21 protein-coding genes are annotated in these 19176 nt (G+C 68.5%); 6 read left to right on the top strand and 15 right to left on the bottom strand.

Annotated elements, in window-relative coordinates; genetic code table 11:
• Positions 1-27: 27 nt before the first annotated feature.
• The 3 genes from AB0I98_RS02295 to AB0I98_RS02285 all read right to left on the bottom strand — a co-directional run bounded on the left by AB0I98_RS02295 (position 28) and on the right by AB0I98_RS02285 (position 1798).
• Positions 28-429: a hypothetical protein gene (locus AB0I98_RS02295; protein ID WP_362933990.1), complete on the bottom strand. Its 402-nt coding sequence runs from the start codon at positions 427-429 to the stop codon at positions 28-30.
• A 145-nt stretch (positions 430-574) separates the two neighbouring features.
• Complete coding sequence (rph, locus tag AB0I98_RS02290) at positions 575-1312, bottom strand: ribonuclease PH (protein ID WP_362933987.1); 738 nt, start codon at positions 1310-1312, stop codon at positions 575-577.
• 252 nt (positions 1313-1564) lie between these two features.
• On the bottom strand, positions 1565-1798 hold the full coding sequence (locus tag AB0I98_RS02285) for a PTS glucose/sucrose transporter subunit IIB (RefSeq protein WP_210581781.1): 234 nt from the start codon (positions 1796-1798) through the stop codon (positions 1565-1567).
• Positions 1799-1948: 150 nt separating this feature from the next.
• Here AB0I98_RS02285 and AB0I98_RS02280 point away from each other — a divergent pair, with 150 nt between their 5' ends.
• On the top strand, positions 1949-3241 hold the full coding sequence (locus tag AB0I98_RS02280; RefSeq protein ID WP_362933984.1) for a PTS transporter subunit EIIC: 1293 nt from the start codon (positions 1949-1951) through the stop codon (positions 3239-3241).
• A gap of 93 nt (positions 3242-3334) precedes the next feature.
• Positions 3335-4582: a PTS transporter subunit EIIC gene (locus tag AB0I98_RS02275; RefSeq protein ID WP_362933981.1), complete on the top strand. Its 1248-nt coding sequence runs from the start codon at positions 3335-3337 to the stop codon at positions 4580-4582.
• A 69-nt stretch (positions 4583-4651) separates the two neighbouring features.
• On the opposite strand, the gene AB0I98_RS02270 is transcribed toward AB0I98_RS02275, so the two are convergent.
• Complete coding sequence (locus AB0I98_RS02270) at positions 4652-5404, bottom strand: MBL fold metallo-hydrolase (RefSeq protein WP_362933978.1); 753 nt, start codon at positions 5402-5404, stop codon at positions 4652-4654.
• A 216-nt stretch (positions 5405-5620) separates the two neighbouring features.
• Between AB0I98_RS02270 and AB0I98_RS02265 the strand changes: the two genes are divergently transcribed.
• Positions 5621-6070 (top strand): type II toxin-antitoxin system PemK/MazF family toxin, encoded by a 450-nt coding sequence (locus AB0I98_RS02265; RefSeq protein ID WP_210581773.1) that lies wholly within the window; start codon positions 5621-5623, stop codon positions 6068-6070.
• A 7-nt stretch (positions 6071-6077) separates the two neighbouring features.
• Here the strand turns inward: AB0I98_RS02265 and AB0I98_RS02260 are convergent, their stop codons facing one another.
• The 7 genes from AB0I98_RS02260 to clpS all read right to left on the bottom strand — a co-directional run bounded on the left by AB0I98_RS02260 (position 6078) and on the right by clpS (position 10925).
• The gene (locus tag AB0I98_RS02260) at positions 6078-7028 is read right to left on the bottom strand and encodes a cysteine synthase (protein WP_362933975.1); all 951 of its coding nucleotides are present in this window, start codon (positions 7026-7028) and stop codon (positions 6078-6080) included.
• Between the two features lie 6 nt (positions 7029-7034).
• A complete protein-coding gene (locus AB0I98_RS02255) occupies positions 7035-7313 on the bottom strand; it encodes a MoaD/ThiS family protein (RefSeq protein WP_210581769.1) in 279 nt (92 codons plus the stop codon).
• A gap of 120 nt (positions 7314-7433) precedes the next feature.
• The gene (locus AB0I98_RS02250; protein ID WP_328363763.1) at positions 7434-7529 is read right to left on the bottom strand and encodes a putative leader peptide; all 96 of its coding nucleotides are present in this window, start codon (positions 7527-7529) and stop codon (positions 7434-7436) included.
• A gap of 79 nt (positions 7530-7608) precedes the next feature.
• Positions 7609-8031 carry a M67 family metallopeptidase gene (locus AB0I98_RS02245; protein WP_362933972.1) on the bottom strand — a complete coding sequence of 141 codons (423 nt, stop codon included), beginning with the start codon at positions 8029-8031 and terminating at the stop codon, positions 7609-7611.
• 162 nt (positions 8032-8193) lie between these two features.
• On the bottom strand, positions 8194-9615 hold the full coding sequence (locus AB0I98_RS02240) for an amino acid permease (protein ID WP_362933969.1): 1422 nt from the start codon (positions 9613-9615) through the stop codon (positions 8194-8196).
• A gap of 319 nt (positions 9616-9934) precedes the next feature.
• A complete protein-coding gene (locus tag AB0I98_RS02235) occupies positions 9935-10537 on the bottom strand; it encodes a DUF2017 domain-containing protein (RefSeq protein WP_362933966.1) in 603 nt (200 codons plus the stop codon).
• Between the two features lie 70 nt (positions 10538-10607).
• Positions 10608-10925, bottom strand: coding sequence for an ATP-dependent Clp protease adapter ClpS (clpS, locus tag AB0I98_RS02230; RefSeq protein WP_362933963.1), 318 nt, complete (start codon positions 10923-10925; stop codon positions 10608-10610).
• Between the two features lie 101 nt (positions 10926-11026).
• Here clpS and AB0I98_RS02225 point away from each other — a divergent pair, with 101 nt between their 5' ends.
• Positions 11027-12373, top strand: coding sequence for a nicotinate phosphoribosyltransferase (locus tag AB0I98_RS02225; protein WP_362933960.1), 1347 nt, complete (start codon positions 11027-11029; stop codon positions 12371-12373).
• Between the two features lie 131 nt (positions 12374-12504).
• Positions 12505-13089, top strand: coding sequence for a nicotinamidase (locus AB0I98_RS02220; protein ID WP_362933957.1), 585 nt, complete (start codon positions 12505-12507; stop codon positions 13087-13089).
• A 4-nt stretch (positions 13090-13093) separates the two neighbouring features.
• On the opposite strand, the gene AB0I98_RS02215 is transcribed toward AB0I98_RS02220, so the two are convergent.
• Together AB0I98_RS02215 and AB0I98_RS02210 are read right to left on the bottom strand one after the other, a co-directional pair.
• Positions 13094-13429, bottom strand: a complete 336-nt coding sequence (locus AB0I98_RS02215) for a hypothetical protein (RefSeq protein ID WP_362933954.1) — start codon at positions 13427-13429, stop codon at positions 13094-13096.
• Between the two features lie 121 nt (positions 13430-13550).
• Positions 13551-15896 carry an immune inhibitor A domain-containing protein gene (locus AB0I98_RS02210; protein WP_362933951.1) on the bottom strand — a complete coding sequence of 782 codons (2346 nt, stop codon included), beginning with the start codon at positions 15894-15896 and terminating at the stop codon, positions 13551-13553.
• Between the two features lie 369 nt (positions 15897-16265).
• On the opposite strand from AB0I98_RS02210, the gene AB0I98_RS02205 reads away from it, so the two are divergent.
• On the top strand, positions 16266-16535 hold the full coding sequence (locus tag AB0I98_RS02205) for a hypothetical protein (protein WP_328363737.1): 270 nt from the start codon (positions 16266-16268) through the stop codon (positions 16533-16535).
• A gap of 74 nt (positions 16536-16609) precedes the next feature.
• Here the strand turns inward: AB0I98_RS02205 and AB0I98_RS02200 are convergent, their stop codons facing one another.
• Both AB0I98_RS02200 and AB0I98_RS02195 read right to left on the bottom strand, forming a co-directional pair.
• On the bottom strand, positions 16610-17239 hold the full coding sequence (locus AB0I98_RS02200) for an RDD family protein (RefSeq protein ID WP_362933948.1): 630 nt from the start codon (positions 17237-17239) through the stop codon (positions 16610-16612).
• Between the two features lie 88 nt (positions 17240-17327).
• Positions 17328-18926: an RDD family protein gene (locus AB0I98_RS02195; RefSeq protein WP_362933945.1), complete on the bottom strand. Its 1599-nt coding sequence runs from the start codon at positions 18924-18926 to the stop codon at positions 17328-17330.
• Between the last annotated feature and the right edge of the window lie 250 nt (positions 18927-19176).

Raw genomic sequence — 19176 nt, 5'->3', positions numbered from 1 at the left:
CAGTATCCCGGCCCGGCCGACCGTGTCTTACGGCGTGCAGACCTTCGTCAGTTCGCCGGCCGCGTCGGTGACCGGGCTGATGTCGGGGGTCTCGTCGCCGTTCTTGACGGCGTCGCGGACGTTGGTGACGGCCTGCTGGAGGTCGTCCACCGCCTTGTTGACGTCGGCGTTGTCCGTCTTGTCGCCGATCTTGTCGAGGTTCTTGTCGATGGAGTTGAGGGACTCCTCGAGCTGGGTCGGGTCGTTGGCGGCGCTCTCCACGGCCTGCTGGAGGTCGGTGACGCTGTCGGCGATGGCGTCGGCGGTCTGGACGCAGTCCAGTGCCTTGTTGACGGCGTCGCAGCCGGTGGTGAGTCCGACTGTCAGCCCGACGGCCGCGATGGCGGCGACGATGGCTATGCGCGGACGACGGCTACGGCTCACGGCCATGGTTCGTTTCCTCCCTGGCGCAGGCCTCGGAAGGCCCCCCGTTACTTGGCCGGGCGCACAGTGGTAAGCCGTGCGCCCGTACCCCTAGTGACGCGAGGCCGGGCTGTGGGGTTGCCCGCGGCTGCCTGCTGTCTTGGTACGTCCTTTACTTTTCGAGGACGGTATCAAGTGCCGTGCGCTGGAGGACAGCGAGTTCCGTGCAGCCGGAAACGGCCAGGTCGAGCAGGGCGTTGAGCTCGTCCCGGGCGAAGGGTTCGGCTTCGGCGGTGCCCTGGACCTCGACGAAGCGGCCGTCGCCGGTGCAGACGACGTTCATGTCGGTCTCGGCCTTGACGTCCTCTTCGTAGCAGAGGTCGAGGAGCGGGATGCCGCCGACGATGCCGACGGAGACCGCCGACACGGTGCCCGTGAGGGGCTGGCGGCCGGCCTTGATCAGCTTCTTGCCCTGGGCCCAGGAGACCGCGTCGGCCAGGGCCACGTAGGCGCCGGTGATCGCTGCGGTGCGCGTGCCGCCGTCCGCCTGGAGGACGTCGCAGTCGAGGACGATGGTGTTCTCGCCGAGTGCCTTGTAGTCGATGACGGCGCGCAGTGAACGGCCGATGAGGCGGCTGATCTCGTGCGTACGGCCGCCGATCCTGCCCTTGACGGATTCGCGGTCGCCGCGGGTGTTGGTGGAGCGGGGCAGCATGGAGTATTCGGCGGTGACCCAGCCCTCGCCGCTGCCCTTGCGCCAGCGCGGGACCCCTTCGGTGACGGAGGCGGTGCAGAAGACCTTCGTGTCGCCGAAGGAGACGAGGACGGAGCCCTCGGCGTGCTTGCTCCAGCCACGTTCGATGGTGACGGGGCGGAGCTGTTCAGGGGTGCGGCCGTCGATTCGAGACATGGCGTCGAGCCTAGCCGTAGGGCCGGCCGTCAGACTCCCGGCGTCCGCCCGGAGGGCGGGCCGAGCGGCGTCTGGTGCGTGCGATCGCAAGGCGCCGGAGCGCCCTCGTGGCGGAGCCACGTGGGCGGTTCGGCAACGCGGCGAGCGTGCGTGCCAGGCGTCGCTCGGCAGGCGGGAGTCTGACGGCCGGCCCTCAATGCGGAAGGGGCTCCTCCCGCGTCGGGAAGAGCCCCTCTTCGGTGAGCGGTGGGCTCACATCATGTCTTCGATGTCCGCGGCGATCGGGTCCGCGTCGGTGCCGATGACGACCTGGATCGCCGTGCCCATCTTGACGACGCCGTGTGCGCCGGCCGCCTTGAGGGCTGCCTCGTCCACGAGGGAGGCGTCGTGGACCTCGGTGCGCAGGCGGGTGATGCAGCCCTCGACCTCTTCGATGTTGTCGATGCCGCCCAGCCCGGCAACGATCTTCTCAGCCTTGGTGGCCATGTTGTTTCTCCCTGATCCGAACCGCTTTGTCGCAGTAACCCACAGTTGGCCCATCTTTGCGAGCGGTCATGTCGTACGTGCCGAATGATGGCGACCACGACAGCGGAACCGTCCGTCAGCTGGTCTACACCACCTTACCGAGGGGCGTCCATGAGTTCCGACAGCGCCGCCGCCGCCAGCCCTGTCCGCACCCGCTGGAACAACCTGTTCCAAAGCCTGCAGAAGATGGGCCGCAGTCTTCAGTTGCCCATCGCCGTCCTGCCCGCCGCGGGCATCCTCAACCGGCTTGGGCAGCCTGATGTGTTCGGCGAGGACGGGCTCGGCTGGGACAACGTCTCCAAGGTGATGGGCGGCGCGGGCGGCGCGTTGCTGGATGGCTCGCTGGGGTTGCCGATGCTGTTCTGCGTCGGTGTCGCGATCGGTATGGCGAAGAAGGCGGACGGGTCGACCGCGCTCGCGGCCGTCGTCGGGTTTCTCGTTTACTACAACGTGCTGCGGCAGTTCCCGGAGGGGTGCGGGGACGGTGCGACGAAGGTGGCGACCGGCTGCCAGGCGGCGGACGGCACGGTGACAGCGTTCACGTACCAGAATCCGGGGGTCTTCGGCGGCATCATCATCGGCTTGCTGTCGGCCTACTTCTGGCAGCGCTACCACCGCACCAGGCTGGTCGACTGGCTGGGCTTCTTCAACGGCCGCCGGCTGGTGCCGATCATCATGGCGTTCGTGGCGATCGCGTTCGCGGCGCTGTGTCTGTGGATCTGGCCGCCGGTCGGTGACGCGCTGGAGAACTTCAGCGACTGGATGAGCGATCTGGGCGCGTGGGGCGCGGGTGTGTTCGGTGTCGCCAACCGGGCGCTGCTGGTGATCGGTCTGCATCAGTTCCTGAACGTGCCCATCTGGTTCCAGTTCGGCACGTACACCAGGCCGGACGGCACGGTCGTGCACGGCGACATCAACATGTTCCTGGCGGGCGACCCGGACGCGGGCCAGTTCACCTCGGGCTTCTTCCCGATCATGATGTTCGCCCTGCCGGCCGCGGCCCTCGCCATCACGCACTGCGCCAAGCCGAGCCGCCGCAAGGAGGTCGGCGGCCTGATGCTGTCGGTGGCGCTGACCTCCTTCGTCACCGGCATCACCGAACCGATCGAGTACTCGTTCCTCTTCATCGCGCCCCTGCTGTACGCGGTCCACGCCGTGCTGACCGGTGTCTCGATGGCGGTGACCTGGGGCCTGGGCGTCCACGACGGCTTCAGCTTCTCGGCCGGCCTGATCGACTACGTGATCAACTGGAACCTGGCGACGAGACCCTGGGCGATCATTCCGATCGGTTTGTGCTTCGCGGTCGTCTATTACGTCATCTTCCGCTTCGCGATCACGAAGTTCGATTTGAAGACTCCGGGGCGGGAACCGGAGGAGGAGATCGAGGACGTAACGAAGGTCTGAACGTAACTTCGAGCGGGTTCCTTATCCGCCCTTCACCGTGCTACAAACAGGTCTACACCACTCAGTGGTGTAGACCACCACGTTGGAGGACGTATGAGCACCGCCACCGCTTCGGCGGTCCCCGCGAAGAGGCGGGGATCCGGACTTTTCCAGGGGCTGCAGAAGGTCGGCCGCAGCCTGCAGCTGCCGATCGCCGTACTGCCGGCGGCGGGCATTCTGCTGCGGCTCGGCCAGACCGACGTGCAGGAGAAGCTGAACCTGCCGGACAAGGTCACGGCAGTCTTCGCCACGGCCGGTGGCGCGATCTTCGACAACCTGCCGATGCTGTTCTGCATCGGTGTGGCGATCGGCTTCGCCAAGAAGGCCGACGGCTCGACGGCGCTGGCCGCCCTGGTCGGCTTCCTGGTCTACAGCAATGTCCTGAAGGCGTTCCCGGTCACCGAGGCGAAGGTCCAGGCCGGCGCAGACATAGCCGCGACCTACAACAACCCCGGTGTCCTCGGCGGCATCGTGATGGGTCTGCTGGCCGCGGTCCTGTGGCAGCGCTATCACCGCACCAAGCTGGTCGACTGGCTCGGCTTCTTCAACGGCCGCCGGCTCGTCCCGATCATCATGGCCTTCGTCGGCACCGTCATGGGTGTCTTCTTCGGTCTGGTCTGGGAGCCGATCGGTGAGGTCATCTCCGACTTCGGCGAGTGGATGACCGGTCTGGGCGCCTTCGGTGCGGGTCTGTTCGGTCTGATCAACCGTGCGCTGATCCCGGTCGGCATGCACCAGTTCGTGAACACCGTCTCCTGGTTCCAGATCGGCGACTTCACCAACGCGGCCGGTGAGGTCGTGCACGGTGACCTCAACCGCTTCTTCGCCGGTGACCCGGACGCCGGTCAGTTCATGTCGGGCTTCTTCCCGATCATGATGTTCGGTCTGCCGGCCGCCGCGCTCGCGATCGCTCACTGTGCTCGCCCCGAGCGCCGCAAGGCCGTGATGGGCATGATGATCTCGCTCGCCCTCACGTCCTTCGTGACCGGTGTGACCGAGCCGATCGAGTTCTCGTTCATGTTCATCGCCCCTGTGCTGTACGTGATCCACGCGGTCCTCACCGCCATCTCCATGGCGATCACCTGGGCGCTGGGCGTCCACGCGGGCTTCACCTTCTCCGCGGGCTTCATCGACTACGCACTCAACTGGAACCTGGCAACCAAGCCATGGCTGATCATTCCGATCGGCTTGGTCTTCGCGGCGATCTACTACTTCCTCTTCCGCTTCGCGATCACCAAGTTCAACCTCCCCACCCCGGGCCGCGAGCCCGAGGAGGAGCTCGAGGACCTCACCAAGGCGTGAGTGCCCGCCGTAAGGCATGACGAAGGCCCCGATACCGACTCGGTACCGGGGCCTTCGTCCGCGTAAGGCTCAGATCTCGTACGACACCCTCGGCGCCGCCAGTTCCACCGGGCCGTCGTACACCGCGCGGGCGTCGGCCAGGTTGATCTGGGGGTCGGTCCACGGGGGGATGTGGGTGAGGACGAGGCGGCGGGCGCCTGCCCGGGCCGCCGTCTCACCCGCCTCGCGGCCGTTGAGGTGCAGGTCGGGGATGTTTTCCTTGCCGTGCGTGAACGCGGCCTCGCACAGGAACAGGTCGGTGTCGCGGGCGAGTTCGTCGAGCGTCGGGGTGACGCCCGTGTCGCCGGAGTACGTCAGGGACTTCCCGTCGTGCTCGACGCGGATGCCGTACGCCTCCACCGGATGGGCCACGCGTTCCGTGTGCACCGTGAACGGGCCGATCTCGAAGGTGGACGGCTTGACCGTGTGGAAGTCGAAGACCTCGCTCATCGAGGAGGCCGAGGGGGTGTCCGCGTAGGCGGTGGTCAGCCGGTGTTCCGTGCCCTCGGGTCCGTAGACGGGGAGCGGGTCGCAGCGGCCGCCGTCGTGGCGGTAGTAGCGCGCGACGAAGTACGCGCACATGTCGATGCAGTGGTCGGCGTGCAGATGGCTGAGGAAGATCGCGTCAAGGTCGTAGAGACCGCAGTGGCGCTGCAGCTCGCCCAGGGCACCGTTGCCCAGGTCGAGAAGCAGCCGGAAGCCGTCGGCCTCGACGAGGTAGCTCGAGCAGGCCGATTCCGCGGACGGGAACGACCCCGAGCAGCCGACGACGGTGAGCTTCATGAAGCAGAAACCTCCGCTGGCGGGAATTGACAATGGGGTTGCGTCGGGGGTCGTGCGGTCCGTCGAGCGTAAGGCGCAAAACGTCCGGTCGCTCCTCCGCCAAGGGCTGTTGTGGGCGAACTCACCTGTGCTGTCACCGGTTCGGCTCGACGTGGGGAGCCTGTGCCGGGTGAGAAGGGCGCGCGGCGGTGTGTGCGCGCCGGTACCGTCTGTCGTATGGATACGTCCTGGTGGCTCGCGCTCGCGGCGGTGGTACTGCTCGCGCTGGTCGCCGCGCTCGTCGACGGATGGGGGCGGCGTGGGCCGCGGGGGCGCAGGACGCGGCCGCCGGGGCGGCCGGGCGGGCGGGTGGTGGCGCGGCCGCAGCCTGCGGAGATCTGGTGGGCGAGCGTGCCGTTCGAGGACGGGCCGGGGGGTAAGGACCGGCCGTGTCTGGTGCTCTCGGTGCGGGGGCGGCGGGCGACCGTCGCGAAGATCACCAGCAAGTATCACGATGAGCGGGCCGGGGTGATTCCGTTGCCGCCGGGGGCCGTCGGCGATGCGCAGGGTCGGGCCAGCTTCTTGGAGACGGACGAGTTGCGTGACGTGCCGATGGGGGATTTCCGGCGACGGGTGGGGGTGGTGGACCCGGTCCTTTGGGACCAGGTCCGTCACCTGGCTACGTGAGCGGGCCCTACGCCCAGAGTTGGCCCTGCAACGTCTCGATCGCTTCCTCCGTCGTCGTTGCCGTGTACACGCCCGTCGACAGGTACTTCCAGCCGCCGTCGGCCACGATGAACACGATGTCCGCGCTCTCGCCCGCCTTGACGGCCTTGTTGCCGACGCCGATGGCGGCGTGGAGGGCGGCGCCGGTGGAGACGCCGGCGAAGATGCCCTCCTGTTGGAGGAGTTCGCGGGTGCGGGTGACGGCGTCGGCGGAGCCGACGGAGAAGCGGGTGGTGAGGACGGAGGCGTCGTAGAGCTCGGGTACGAAGCCCTCGTCGAGGTTGCGCAGGCCGTACACGAGGTCGTCGTAGCGCGGTTCGGCGGCGACGATCTTGATGTCCGGCTTGTTCTCGCGGAGGTAGCGGCCGACGCCCATGAGGGTGCCGGTGGTGCCGAGGCCGGCGACGAAGTGGGTGATGGACGGGAGGTCCGTGAGGATCTCGGGCCCGGTCGTCGCGTAGTGCGCGCCCGCGTTGTCGGGGTTGCCGTACTGGTAGAGCATCACCCAGTCGGGGTGCTCGGCCGAGAGTTCCTTGGCGACGCGTACGGCGGTGTTGGAGCCGCCCGCGGCGGGGGACGGGATGATCTCGGCGCCCCACATGCCGAGCAGGTCCCGGCGTTCCTGCGAGGTGTTCTCCGGCATGACGCACACCATGCGGTAGCCCTTGAGCTTGGCCGCCATGGCGAGGGAGATGCCGGTGTTGCCGGAGGTCGGCTCGAGGATGGTGCAGCCCGGGGTGAGGCGGCCGTCCTTCTCCGCCTGCTCGATCATGTGCAGGGCGGGGCGGTCCTTGACGGAGCCGGTGGGGTTGCGGTCCTCCAGCTTGGCCCAGATGCGGACGTCGGCTGACGGCGACAGCCGCGGCAGGCGCACCAACGGGGTGTTGCCCACCGCGGCCAGCGGGGAGTCGTAACGCATGAGGGATCAGACCATGCCGCCGGCCACGGCCGGCAGGATCGTGACGTTGTCGCCGTCGGTGAGCTTGGTGTTGATGCCGTCGAGGAAACGGACGTCCTCGTCGTTGAGGTAGACGTTGACGAAGCGGCGCAGCTGGTCGCCGTCCACGATGCGGGCCTGGATGCCGTTGTGCCGGGACTCGAGGTCGGCGAACAGCGCGGCGAGGGTGTCACCACTGCCCTCCACCGCCTTCTGACCGTCGGTGTACTGGCGGAGGATGGTCGGGATGCGGACCTCGATGGCCATGGCTCAGGGCTCCTGTCGGGAGAAAGTCTGTCGTTGGACGCGCGGCAGCGCAGATACGGCAAGGTGTGGTGCGTGTGTGCGGCGCCGCGGCTCACGGCCGTACGGCGGCAGGGGTCGGCGTCAACAGATGGCGCTGGCGAGCCTGCACAGGTCGACGTGCAGCCGCGCCACGAGCAGCGTGCCCGGCGTCTTTTCGCTCACGTCGTGGAAAACCATGGGGTCATCGTATCGATTCCCGGTCCGGGTCCTGGAATGTGATCTCGCCTTTCGGACACATTTCATCCGCAGTACGAGATCAGTACGCCTCCACCACCTTGACCTCCTCCTCCGTCACCTCGCCCTCGATGATCCGGAACGAGCGGAACTGGAACGGGCCGAGGTCGTCCGTGTCCGCCGTCGAGACGAGGACGTAGTGCGCTCCGGGCTCGTTGGCGTACGAGATGTCCGTGCGGGAGGGGTGCGCCTCGGTCGCCGTGTGGGAGTGGTAGATGACCACCGGCTCCTCGTCGCGGTCGTCCATCTCGCGGTAGAGCTTGAGCAGGTCGCCGGAGTCGAACTCGTAGAACGTGGGCGACATGGCGGCGTTCAGCATGGGGATGAAGCGCTCGGGGCGGTCCGAGCCCGCCGGGCCCGCGATCACGCCGCACGCCTCGTCGGGGTGGTCCTTGCGCGCGTGGGCGACGATCCGGTCGACGAGCTCCTGGGTGATGGTCAGCATGTTCAGCAGGATAAGCAGAAGGCGGCCCCGTACCGAGGGTTGGTACGGGGCGGCTCACATTCCGGACTCCGGAGCGGCAACGCCCCTACAGGGGCGCGGGGAACTGCGCGACCAGCCACGAGGGACCCGCAGCCGGCCGACAGCCTCAACCCCCCCGAGTTCTTAGCCGATCTTCTCCAGCTCCGGCTCACCGCGCTGCGTGATCTCCGGGTTCCGCGACTTCAGTACGGCCCAGCCGATACCCAGCGCGGCGGCCCAGCCGGCCATCACGTACAGGCAGACGCGGGAGTCGGCGTCGTACGCGATCAGGCCGGTGACGAAGAGCAGGAACGCGATGGCCACGTAGGAGAACACCGCGCCGCCCGGGGCCGGGAAGGAGGAGGCGGGCAGCCGGCCCGCGACCACCGCGCGGCGGTACAGGACGTGGCTGATCAGGATCATCAGCCAGGTCCAGATGCCGGCCGCGGTCGCCACCGAGGTGACGTAGCCGAAGGCCTTCTCCGGGACGATGTAGTTGAGGATCACGCCGATGCCCATGAAGAGCACGGAGATGAGGATGCCGAAGGCGGGCGTCTTGGTCGACGACAGCTTGCTGAAGACCTTGGGGGCCTCACCGCTGTCGGCGAGGTTCCGCAGCATGCGGCCCGTGGAGTACATGCCGGAGTTGCAGGACGACAGGGCGGCGGTCAGTACGACGAAGTTGACGATGCCGGCGGCGGCCGGGATACCGATCATCGCGAAGGCCTTCACGAAGGGGCTGACGCCCTCCGCGAACTCGGTCCACTTCACCACGCACAGGATGACGGTGAGCGCGCCGACGTAGAACAGCGCGATACGCCAGGGCAGGGTGTTGATCGCCTTGGGGAGGGTCTTCTCCGGGTTCTCGGACTCGCCGGCCGTGACACCGACCAGCTCGACCGCGAGGTAGGCGAACATGACGCCCTGCAGGGTCATCAGGGACGAGCCGACGCCCTTGGGGAAGAAGCCGTCGAAGGCCCAGAGGTTGGAGACCGCGGCGGTGTCGCCGGCGGCGCTGAAGCCGAAGGTGAGCACGCCGAGACCGATCACGATCATGCCGATCAGCGCGGTCACCTTGACCATCGAGAACCAGAACTCGATCTCGCCGAACAGCTTGACCGAGATCAGGTTGGCCGCGAACAGGACGATCAGGAAGACCAGCGCCGTGACCCATTGCGGGATCGACGGGAACCAGTAGTTCACGTAGATCGCGGCGGCCGTCAGCTCGGCCATGCCGGTGACGACCCACATCAGCCAGTACGTCCAGCCGGTGAAGTAGCCGAAGAACGGGCCGAGGAACTCGCGGGAGTACTCCGCGAAGGAGCCCGAGACCGGGCGGTAGAGCAGGAGCTCGCCGAGCGCCCGCATGATGAAGAAGATGATGACGCCGGCGATGGCGTACATGAAGATGAGGCTGGGGCCGGCCTTGGCGATGTTCGCCCCGGCTCCCAGGAACAGGCCGACGCCGATGGCGCCGCCGATCGCGATCATCTGGACCTGGCGACTGCCGAGCCCGCGCTCGTACCCCTCTTCCGGGGTCTCCGTGCTGACCTGGGCGGAGGTCATGTGTGGTGCGCCTTTCTCCATGCCGACCCGGGCCTTCGTCGGCCTCGGATCGGGTCTCGATCCCCCCGGACTGCTGGAGCGTTGTGCCTAACCGGCGGTCGGCCGATCGGTGGCGCACCCGGCGGAACAATGGGTGGTGTTCGCCGGGCGGTCGTGAAGATTTATCACGGCCGCCATATTGATCACCGGCGCGGGATGTGGCGCACAGCACAAGGAGAAGCGGACAAAGGGCACTCAGGAGGTGCATACGACGCCGCTGCGGTGACGGGATCGTTATTCGGATTTGAGCGTCCGCTGAGCGAACACAACACCGTCACATTCAGGGCATAAGCGTGGAGACAAGCGTCTCCTGGAGCCCGCCCAGCCACAGATACGCCATCACCATCGGCTTGCGCGGATCCTCGTCCGGCAGCCGGTAGAGGAGGTCGGTGTCCTCTTCGTCCGTGATGTCGAGCCGGGAGCCGATCGCCAGGCGCAGGTCGTTGAGGGCTCCGAGCCACTGCCGGGACTCCGCGTCCGACAGCTTGAGGACCGCGCCGCCCTCGTCGACCGGGCGCAGCGCGTCCAGGGAGCGGATCACCGCGAGGGCGTTCTCACGCTTCCCGGCGCGCAGGTCGTTCTCGGTGTAGCGGCGGAACTCGGCGGAGTACGCCTTCTGCTCCGCGGCCTCCTCGGTCTGCGGCGTGCCCTCGGGGTCGCTGTAGGCGTCCGGGAAGAGCCGCTTGAGGACCGGGTCGGCGGGCGGTTCGCTCGGGCCCTCGGCGAACAGCTCGGCCAGCGGGTCCTCGGGGCCGTCCGCCCCGGGACCGGGGCCGATGAGCTCCAGGAGCTGGACGGCCAGCGACCGGATGATGGAGATCTCGACGTCGTCGAGTGCGACGGCCGCGCCGCCGCCGGGGAGCGGTTCGAATTGACCTGGCATGAAGTGAGTTCGCTACTTCCGGTCCTGCGAGCGGGTTCGGATCACGTCCGGTCCTGCCTACGAGTTCGGGTCATTTCCGGTCGTGCTGGAGGGTGGCCCACAGACCGTAGCCGTGCATCGCCTGCACGTCGCGTTCCATCTCCTCGCGGGTCCCGCTGGAGACGACCGCCCGGCCCTTGTGGTGGACGTCGAGCATGAGCTTGGTGGCCTTGTCCTTCGAGTAGCCGAAGTACGTCTGGAAGACATACGTCACGTAGCTCATGAGGTTGACCGGGTCGTTGTGCACGATCGTGACCCAGGGGACGTCCGGCTCGGGTACAGCGAAGACCTCCTCCGCCGTCTCGGGGCGTTCGATCTCTACGGGCGCGGGTGACGTCACATGGCCCATGCTGCCACCGGAGGGGGGTGGTCGCACAAATGCGCCTTGCAATCAGACTCGATCGACCCCAAATCGTCAGAGTGACGAGATGGGGGGTATCATCTTCAGTCATGGACACAGCGGACCTTGGGCTGCCGGTGGATGTTCCCTCGACGGCGCTCTTCACGGACCAGTACGAGCTGACGATGCTGCAGGCCGCGCTGAGGGCGGGCACCGCCGAGCGGCGGAGCGTGTTCGAGGTCTTCACCCGGCGGCTGCCCGACGGGCGGCGCTACGGCGTCGTCGCGGGCACCGGACGGGTGCTGGACGCCGTGGAGAACTTCCGTTTCGACGCGGACGTCCTCGGCTTTCTGCGCGAGCGCGGGATCGTCGACGAGGAGACCCTGACGTGGCTCGCCGGCTACCGCTTCAGCGGTGACATCTGGGGCTACCCCGAGGGCGAGGTGTACTTCCCGGGCTCGCCGATCATGCGGGTCGAGGGCTCCTTCGCCGAGTGCGTGCTGCTGGAGACCGTGATCCTGTCGATCCTCAACCACGACTCCGCGGTGGCCGCCGCGGCGTCCCGGATGTCGGCGGCGGCCGGCGACCGGCCCCTGATCGAGATGGGCGCCCGCCGCACCCACGAGCTCTCGGCCGTCGCCGCCGCCCGCGCCGCGTACGTCGGCGGCTTCACGACTACCTCCGACCTGGCCGCCGGTTTCCGCTACGGCATCCCGACCGTCGGCACCTCCGCCCACGCCTTCACCCTGCTGCACGACCGTGAGCGGGACGCCTTCCAGGCCCAGGTGAACTCGCTGGGCCGGAACACGACGCTGCTGGTGGACACGTACGACGTCGCCGAAGCCGTCCGTACGGCGGTGGAGGTCGCCGGGCCCGAGCTGGGTGCCGTGCGGATCGACTCCGGGGACCTGCTGCTGGTCGCGCACCGGGTGCGGCAGCAGCTGGACGAGCTGGGCGCGCGGGACACGAAGATCATCGTCACCTCGGACCTGGACGAGTACGCGATCGCCTCGCTGGCTGCGGCGCCGGTGGACGCGTACGGCGTCGGCACCCAGCTGGTGACGGGATCCGGCCATCCCACGTGCTCGATGGTCTACAAGCTGGTAGCCCGTGCCGAGTCAGCCGACCCGAAGGAACCCCTGGTACCGGTCGCGAAGAAGTCCAGCGGCGGTAAAACGTCCATCGGCGGCCGCAAGTGGGCCGCTCGACGGCTGGACGAGGAGGGGGTCGCCGAGGCCGAGGTCGTCGGCACCGGAGCCGTCCCCGGCGAGCTGGCCGGCCGGCAGCTGCTCGTGGAGCTGGTCAAGGGCGGTGACGTGGTCGCACGTGAACCGCTGGACGTCCCGCGCGACCGGCACATGGCCGCCCGCGCGAATCTGCCGCTGTCCGCTACGCAGCTGTCGCGGGGGGAACCCGTGATTCCGACCGAGTACGTGCACGGGCGCTCGGGTAGTTAGAGGCGGCGCTCCGGCGCAAGCCCTGAAATGCCCCCTCCCCTAGGGCCCTCCCAGTCTCTAGGCTCGTAACTTCACACCGGCGAGCCCGCAACCCTGTTCCACCCCGACCCCATAGTCGAAGGACACCGACCATGCGCCGCGCCTTGATCGTCGTAGACGTGCAGAACGATTTCTGCGAGGGGGGCAGCCTCGCGGTGGCCGGGGGTGCCGATGTGGCCGCCGCCATCACCGAGCTGATCGGGCAGGCGCCCGCCGGCTACCGGCATGTGGTGGCCACGCGCGACCACCACATCGCGCCCGGCGGACACTTCGCCAGCAACCCCGACTACGTCCACTCCTGGCCGGCGCACTGTGTCGCCGGCACGGAGGGCGTGGGCTTCCACCCCAACTTCGCGCCCGCCGTCGCCTCCGGCGCCGTCGACGCCGTGTTCGACAAGGGGGCGTACTCGGCGGCGTACAGCGGCTTCGAGGGCGCCGACGAGAACGGGGTGCCGCTGGCGGACTGGCTGCGGGCGCGGGAGGTCACCGAGGTGGACGTGGTCGGGATCGCCACCGACCACTGCGTGCGCGCCACCGCGCTGGACGCGGCGCGGGAGGGGTTCCGTACGCAGGTGCTGCTGGACCTGACCGCGGGGGTCACCGAGGAGACCACGGAGCGGGCGCTGGAGGAGATGCGGGAGGCGGGCGTGGAGCTTTCGGGCAAGCCCGTCGTCTAGCGCGTCACGCCGGTGCCGCCGGACGCCGCCTCAGTGCCCTGATCGGGTGCCACAGCTCCTGTGACAGGGTCGGTACGCCGTCGTCCGGGGCCGTGCGCCATATCAGGCCGTCGGGGTGGTGGAGGACCGCGGTGATCTCGTCCGGGGTCGGCGGGGCCGCGTTGCCGCGGAGGTAGACCGCGCGCATGCCCAGGTTGCGGAGCCTGGTCAGGGCGCGGGCCCGGTTCTGGGCGTGTACCAGGACACGTACACAGTTCGTGCCGTCGACGGTGGGGCTGGGCAGGTTCAACGCCACCACCACGCTGCCGGACGGCAGCCTGCAGAAACCTCCTACGGCCATTCAGTCACTTCCCCGTTCCCAGCGGTGTCAATAAGAGAATCACAGGACGCACCTAAACACGATCGGCGGCAACCCGCCAGGGGCTGCCGCCGAATCGCGCTCTGACCTGCGAAAACGTTGACTACTTCACTGCGGGGCCGACTTCGAGCGAGATCGTCGAGCCGTTCTTGGCCTCCTTGACGATCTTGATCTTGGTGTTGGTGTCAGTGATCTTGACGCCCGCGAGCGGGGTGCTCTCGTCGTAGTAGGTGCTGGTGTGGTCGTTGAAGACCGGCACCCCCTTCTTCGCCGGGATCTTGGTCTGCACGCCCGCGTTGTGCAGCGTCAGACCGTCCGTGCGGTAGAGGCTGAACGGCGAGTCGTACGACTGGATGCGGCTGCGCATCAGCGTGCCGTCGGACCACTTCATCGCCGTCGGGTGGGCGTCGACCGGCAGGAGCAGCCCGGTGCCCTTGTGCTGGCTGGTGTTGTTGTCCGCCTGGGAGGTGTCCCACTTCCAGATCAGCAGCCCGTTCTGGTACGGGAAGTGCTCCACCCAGGACGGACGGGTCGTCGAGAAGCCGAAGTTGTACGGGCCGACCTTGAGGGTCTTGTCGTACGACACGTACTGGCGGTTCTCGGCGATGTAGTACTGCGCGTACTTCTTGGTGAACGAGGCGCCGATGCGGGAGAAGCCGGTCGCGGTCCACGCGGCGTCCGCCGTCTCGGCGTTGTCCGAGAAGAGCGGGCTGCCGTCGGCGGTCAGGGTGATCGCGTCGGCCGCGAAGCCCTTCAGCGCCACACCGCCGTCGGAGTAGTAACGGAAGCGGAGTTGGATGTTCTGGCCCGCGTACGCGTCCAGGGAGTACGACAGCTTCTTGTAGCCGTCGACCGAGCCGGTGAGGGCGGGGTTGCCGCCGCCGTCGCGCGGGATGGCCTGTCCGTCCACCGTGCCGTCCACGGGGGTCCACTTGGCGCCGCCGTCGGTGGAGACCTCGGTGTAGAGGTAGTCGTAGTCCTTCTCGATGTCGTAGAAGCCGTCGAGGGTCAGCGTGGCCGAGGACTTGCCCGTCAGATCGACGGAGCGGGTCAGGGTGTTGCGGAGGTCGTTGCCGCTGCCGCTCCACCACTGGCTCGCGCCCTCGGCGGGGGCGACGATCTCGGTGGTGACCGCCTTCTCGGGCAGCGTGACCACGAGGGCCTGCTTGTTCTTGGTGTTGTACTCGGCGACGCCCAGCTTGTGCTTCGACTTGGTCGCGGCCTTCGCCGTGTCGTAGTCGAGCCAGCCGAGTTGGAGCTTGTCCCAGGCGGTCATGTCGCCGGGCAGGTCGCCGATGGTGTCCTTGCCGGTGCCGAGCCAGGAGCCGGAGGACATCAGGGTCCAGAAGCCGGTGGAGTTCTCGCCGCCGCCGGAGGTGTCGTAGTGGTCCGGCAGACCGAGGTCGTGGCCGTACTCGTGGGCGAAGACGCCGAGTCCGCCGTTCTCCGGCTGGATGGTGTAGTCGCCGACCCAAATGCCGGTGCTGCCGATCTGGGTGCCGCCGAGCTTGTTGTTGTCGGGGCCGGTGGAGCCGGCGTCGGTGCCGAAGGCGTACCAGCGGTGCGCCCAGATCGCGTCCTCGCCCTGTGCGCCGCCGCCCGCGGACTCGTCCTCACCTGCGTGCACGACCTGGAAGTGGTCGATGTAGCCGTCGGACTCGTTGAAGTCGCCGTCGCCGTCGAAGTCGTAGCGGTCCCACAGGTCGTACTCGGCGAGCTTGGCCTTGATCTCGGCGTCGGTCTTACCAGCTGCCTTCTGCTGGTCGGCCCACGCGGTCACGCCGTCCTGCACCGCGAACCAGGCGCAGTTGTCGGGGTCGCACTTGTTGGAGCCGTAACGGGCCTCGTTGTAGGGGACCTTGACCCAGTCGGCGACCTCGCCCTCGATGGAGTAGCGGCCCGAGGACTGCTTCTCGTAGTAGGTCTTCATCGAGGCGGTGCCCTCGCCGAAGTACAGGTCCTGGAAGTGCTCCTGGTTGTAATCCGCCTGCCAGGCCGTGCTGTTGTCCTCAGCACGGTCCGGCTCGGCTATCTGGTTGTGCAGCGGGCCGGGCGTGCCGCCGTAGCGGGGGTCCGTCTGGTCGCCGAACTCGACGAGGATCGTGAAGATCTTGTCGGTCTTCTCTCGGCCCAGCTCTACGTACTTGCTGTCGCCCTTCTTGCTCTTCAGCTGGACGACCTTGGAGCCGTCGCGCTCCTTGACCTGGGCGTCGCCGGAGAGAACCTGGTTGAGGGCCTCCTGGCGCTGCGCCTCCTGGGTCTTGGTGAACGGGCCGTCGAGGTCGTGCTCTTCCTGGTGCCGATCCGTGAGCGGGTCGTGCCGGTTCACGGCGGCCGGCTCCGCGGCGGTGTCGGCCTGTGCCACGGTGAAGGCGGAGATCGTGGCGGTGGCCGCGGCGAGCGCGACGGTCGTGGCCGCGGCTCTGAACGTCCAGGGTCTTCTGGTCACTTGAGATCCTCCCCCGCGTCCGGGCACGCGGAAGGGGCTCCTGGGTCTGGAAGGTCCGCGTGCGCGTGAGAGACGCGTGTAGTCAAGTGACGACATTTGACTAGAGGTTGAACTGAAAAGACAGACCTTGACTTGAGCAAGTCAAGTGCATTACTGGGGCCTTACTAACGGGCGCGTGGGTCCGTCCACTTGCTGGACGGTGTGACTCGATGCGCCCCCCATGCACCGATACTGTTGGTTAGGTCACGCTTACCGTTCGTTCCACTCGGGCATCCCTGCGATTAGAGTCGGTTGGCGGCTCGCCCGGAAGACCGACGCAATGCCAGGCCGGCGCCCCTTCTCACCCCCATTTCCGAGGACACGATTGCCATGCCTCGTCCGACTGCGCCTCGACCGACCGCCGCACAGCTCGCCTACGGTTCATGCACCGTGATCTTCTCGACCCTCGCCATGCTGCTGCTGTCACAGACGAGTTCGGGTGTGGGGATCGCGGTCATCGCCGTCGCGGCGCTCGCTCTCGGGCTCCTGGTCGCCATGACGGTTCCCCTGCCGAAGCCGAGCGCGACCGCCGCGCCATCGGCCGAGGCCCCCACCACCACACCGGAGCGCGTACCGGTGAATTCCGGCAAGGCTGCCTGAATCCCGCAGCCTGATCTCGTACGTACGACCGGCGGGCCCGTGCTGCACGGGCCCGCCGGTCGTTTGCCGTGCCGTCAGGTGGTGACCACGACGGTCTTGGCCGCCTTGTCGTGCAGGCCCTGCTTGTACGGCTTGTCGAAGTAGCTCACGCCACCCGAGATCGCGGTCCAGATGCAGGCGCAGCAGAAGGCGAACGGGATCCACAGCACCAACGACCGCACCAGCGCCGTCTGCACCGAAGGCGTGGAGCCGTTGTCGAGGTTGGCCACGCGCATCTTCAGCCACTTCTTGCCCAGGGTCTGCCCGGTCTTGGCCATCAGGAAGGTGTCGTAGGCGATGTAGAGCACGGCGGCGACCGCGGACTGCGCGAACGACTTGCCGTACTCCACCTCGTCGGCGTCGACGTCGTACTCGCTGACACCGAAGCCCCAGGTGAGCAGCCAGACGACGATTCCGACGAGGATCATGTCGATGATGCGGGCGAGCGTGCGTTTGCCGCTGTCGGCGAGCGGCGGCATACCGGCGAGCGGATCACTCGGGTACGAGCCGCCGCCGTAGGGGTCACCGCCGTAGGGCGGGGGCTGGGCGCCGCCGTGCGGGGCGTTGTACGGCGAGCCCGATCCCTGTTCTGGCGGGGGCTGCTTCCTGAACGGGTCGTCTTCCGGCGGCTGCTGGCCGGAGCCGGGGGGCGGTTCGCTGCTCATGGCCCGAGTCGACCGCGAACTTTCCGGCTCCGCATCCGGCGAGCGGCCGTCCGGAGTACTAAATCAACTGGTCCTTCTGGAGTACACGTCACCCGGCGACGAACGTATGCGCCGCCTTGTCATGCCAGCACTGGCGCCAGGGCCGGTCGAACAGACCCCACATGACACCCACCACACCGACGACGAGCAGCCCGGGCACGCTGTAGACGAGCCAGCGGCGGACGGCCGCGCCGAACGACGGGGGCTCATGGCCCTCGATGTCCCGCACGTCCAGACCGAGCAGCTTCTTGCCGAGGGTGCGGCCCCATTTGTGGGTGGGCAGCGCCTCGTAGGCGACACCGAAGAGCAGCAGGACGGCCAGCACGATGCCGAGATACGTCGATGTCGTGCCGTCGAGCAGCCAGACGGTGACGGTCTCGCCGGACAGCTTGGCCGCGTCGATCTTCTCGTTGACGTGGTCCATCGCCTTGGTGCCGAGAGGGACGGCGGCGACGGAGGTGACGGCGGCGAGCACGAGGGTGTCGACGAGCCGGGCGGCGAGCCGCTTGCCGAGCGCGGCCGGACGGGCCGACGCCTGGCGCCTGGCCGCCGCCTGGAAGATGTCCTCCACCGGCGGCTTCCAGGGCGCCACGGGCCGGTCCTCGCCGGGCACTCCGGCGAGCAGGTGCACCTGCTGCGCCCAGGAGGGCTGCCCGCCACCGGAGCCGCTCGTCACGGGCGTGCCGGACTGGGGGGCGCCGGGCTGCTGGGGGACGGCGGGGGACGGCTGCTGGGGGGCCATGGGGGCGGGCGTGGCCGCGGCGGGTGGGGCGGGCTGCTGCACGGCCGCGGCACGGGCGGCGGCGGCCTTTCCGGCGCCGAAGCCGGGGCTTCCGGGGGTGCCGGAGGAAGGCTCGGCGGCGGGGGCGGAGGAGGCCGGGGCGGCACCGGCCGACGCGGCCGCACCGCCCGAGCCCTGGGCGCCGAACCCGGGCGTCCCGGAGCCACCACTCGGCGCCCCCGTACCGGCAGAACCGGTTCCGCCCGGGGCTGTTCCGGCTGTGCTCCCGCTCTGCGCCCCCGCTCCCCTGGTCTGCTGTGGGGTGCGCGGGGAGAGCGCGCGGAACTTCATCGTGCCGTCGGGGGCCTCGTCGGTGCCGGGGCTCGCGGACGCGGCCGCCGCGCCGGGGCCGGGTGTCGGCCGGCGGAAGACGAACGTGTTGCCGGAGGCGACGCCGTCCGACTCGGCGGGCGGGATGGTCGCCGTGCCGTCCGTGCTGGCGGTGGCCTGGCCGTCCGGCTGGGCCTGGGGGTCCGCGGGCACCCTCGGGTCGGCGTCCTGCGCGGCGCCCCAGGAGACACGGCGGTCCTGGTCGCCGCCGAAGCCGGTCTGCCGGGAGCGGTCGGCGCCCCACGCGGACGCGGGCTCGGGCCGGCTGCCGTACTGGGCGTCGCCCGGACTGGGGGCACCCGACGCACCCGCCGGGTCCTCGTCGAAGAAGTGCGGGCCCGTCTCCTCGACCTGCGCCGAAGCCGGGTCGGAGCCGGTCGGCGGGGCGAGCGGCTCGCCGTCCGTCGGGGCCGGACGGCTGGTGCCCGGGACCCAGGAGGTGCCGTTCCAGTACCGGACATATCCGGGAATGGAGGGGTCCGGGTAGTAGCCCTCGCGGGGCCTGTCGTCACCTGGGGCCGGGGTTGGGGCGCTCATGTCCGTCGTCCCGTATCTGCTCGGGGGTCATCTGGGGGCCTCCACATCTATCAGACCGGCGCAACAACCACCGCCAGTCCCGTAGGACCCACCCCTTTCCGGGCAACCTCGTACACGTACTTCACACGCCCCGGAGCCAAGCGACCCCACTCGGCGAAAAAAGTTACGGGAACCCTCGTAATGGTTCCAGCCCTCCCCCCTCTCCACTCGTACGGGCCCACGCCAGGGCCCACGAGAGCGCCATGAGAAG

This window comes from Streptomyces sp. NPDC050211 (genome assembly GCF_040656035.1).
Classification (GTDB): Bacteria; Actinomycetota; Actinomycetes; order Streptomycetales; family Streptomycetaceae; genus Streptomyces.
This window is presented reverse-complemented; position numbering and strand designations above follow the sequence as displayed.

What these genes read in the sequence shown, in the direction of transcription:
- AB0I98_RS02295 (WP_362933990.1), bottom strand. Translation starts at nt 429, where the DNA reads ATGGCCGTGAGCCGTAGCCGTCGTCCGCGCATAGCCATCGTCGCCGCC.
- rph (WP_362933987.1), bottom strand. Translation starts at nt 1,312, where the DNA reads ATGTCTCGAATCGACGGCCGCACCCCTGAACAGCTCCGCCCCGTCACC.
- AB0I98_RS02285 (WP_210581781.1), bottom strand. Translation starts at nt 1,798, where the DNA reads ATGGCCACCAAGGCTGAGAAGATCGTTGCCGGGCTGGGCGGCATCGAC.
- AB0I98_RS02280 (WP_362933984.1), top strand. Translation starts at nt 1,949, where the DNA reads ATGAGTTCCGACAGCGCCGCCGCCGCCAGCCCTGTCCGCACCCGCTGG.
- AB0I98_RS02275 (WP_362933981.1), top strand. Translation starts at nt 3,335, where the DNA reads ATGAGCACCGCCACCGCTTCGGCGGTCCCCGCGAAGAGGCGGGGATCC.
- AB0I98_RS02270 (WP_362933978.1), bottom strand. Translation starts at nt 5,404, where the DNA reads ATGAAGCTCACCGTCGTCGGCTGCTCGGGGTCGTTCCCGTCCGCGGAA.
- AB0I98_RS02265 (WP_210581773.1), top strand. Translation starts at nt 5,621, where the DNA reads ATGGATACGTCCTGGTGGCTCGCGCTCGCGGCGGTGGTACTGCTCGCG.
- AB0I98_RS02260 (WP_362933975.1), bottom strand. Translation starts at nt 7,028, where the DNA reads ATGCGTTACGACTCCCCGCTGGCCGCGGTGGGCAACACCCCGTTGGTG.
- AB0I98_RS02255 (WP_210581769.1), bottom strand. Translation starts at nt 7,313, where the DNA reads ATGGCCATCGAGGTCCGCATCCCGACCATCCTCCGCCAGTACACCGAC.
- AB0I98_RS02250 (WP_328363763.1), bottom strand. Translation starts at nt 7,529, where the DNA reads ATGGTTTTCCACGACGTGAGCGAAAAGACGCCGGGCACGCTGCTCGTG.
- AB0I98_RS02245 (WP_362933972.1), bottom strand. Translation starts at nt 8,031, where the DNA reads ATGCTGACCATCACCCAGGAGCTCGTCGACCGGATCGTCGCCCACGCG.
- AB0I98_RS02240 (WP_362933969.1), bottom strand. Translation starts at nt 9,615, where the DNA reads ATGACCTCCGCCCAGGTCAGCACGGAGACCCCGGAAGAGGGGTACGAG.
- AB0I98_RS02235 (WP_362933966.1), bottom strand. Translation starts at nt 10,537, where the DNA reads ATGCCAGGTCAATTCGAACCGCTCCCCGGCGGCGGCGCGGCCGTCGCA.
- clpS (WP_362933963.1), bottom strand. Translation starts at nt 10,925, where the DNA reads ATGGGCCATGTGACGTCACCCGCGCCCGTAGAGATCGAACGCCCCGAG.
- AB0I98_RS02225 (WP_362933960.1), top strand. Translation starts at nt 11,027, where the DNA reads ATGGACACAGCGGACCTTGGGCTGCCGGTGGATGTTCCCTCGACGGCG.
- AB0I98_RS02220 (WP_362933957.1), top strand. Translation starts at nt 12,505, where the DNA reads ATGCGCCGCGCCTTGATCGTCGTAGACGTGCAGAACGATTTCTGCGAG.
- AB0I98_RS02215 (WP_362933954.1), bottom strand. Translation starts at nt 13,429, where the DNA reads ATGGCCGTAGGAGGTTTCTGCAGGCTGCCGTCCGGCAGCGTGGTGGTG.
- AB0I98_RS02205 (WP_328363737.1), top strand. Translation starts at nt 16,266, where the DNA reads ATGCCTCGTCCGACTGCGCCTCGACCGACCGCCGCACAGCTCGCCTAC.
- AB0I98_RS02200 (WP_362933948.1), bottom strand. Translation starts at nt 17,239, where the DNA reads ATGAGCAGCGAACCGCCCCCCGGCTCCGGCCAGCAGCCGCCGGAAGAC.
- AB0I98_RS02195 (WP_362933945.1), bottom strand. Translation starts at nt 18,926, where the DNA reads ATGAGCGCCCCAACCCCGGCCCCAGGTGACGACAGGCCCCGCGAGGGC.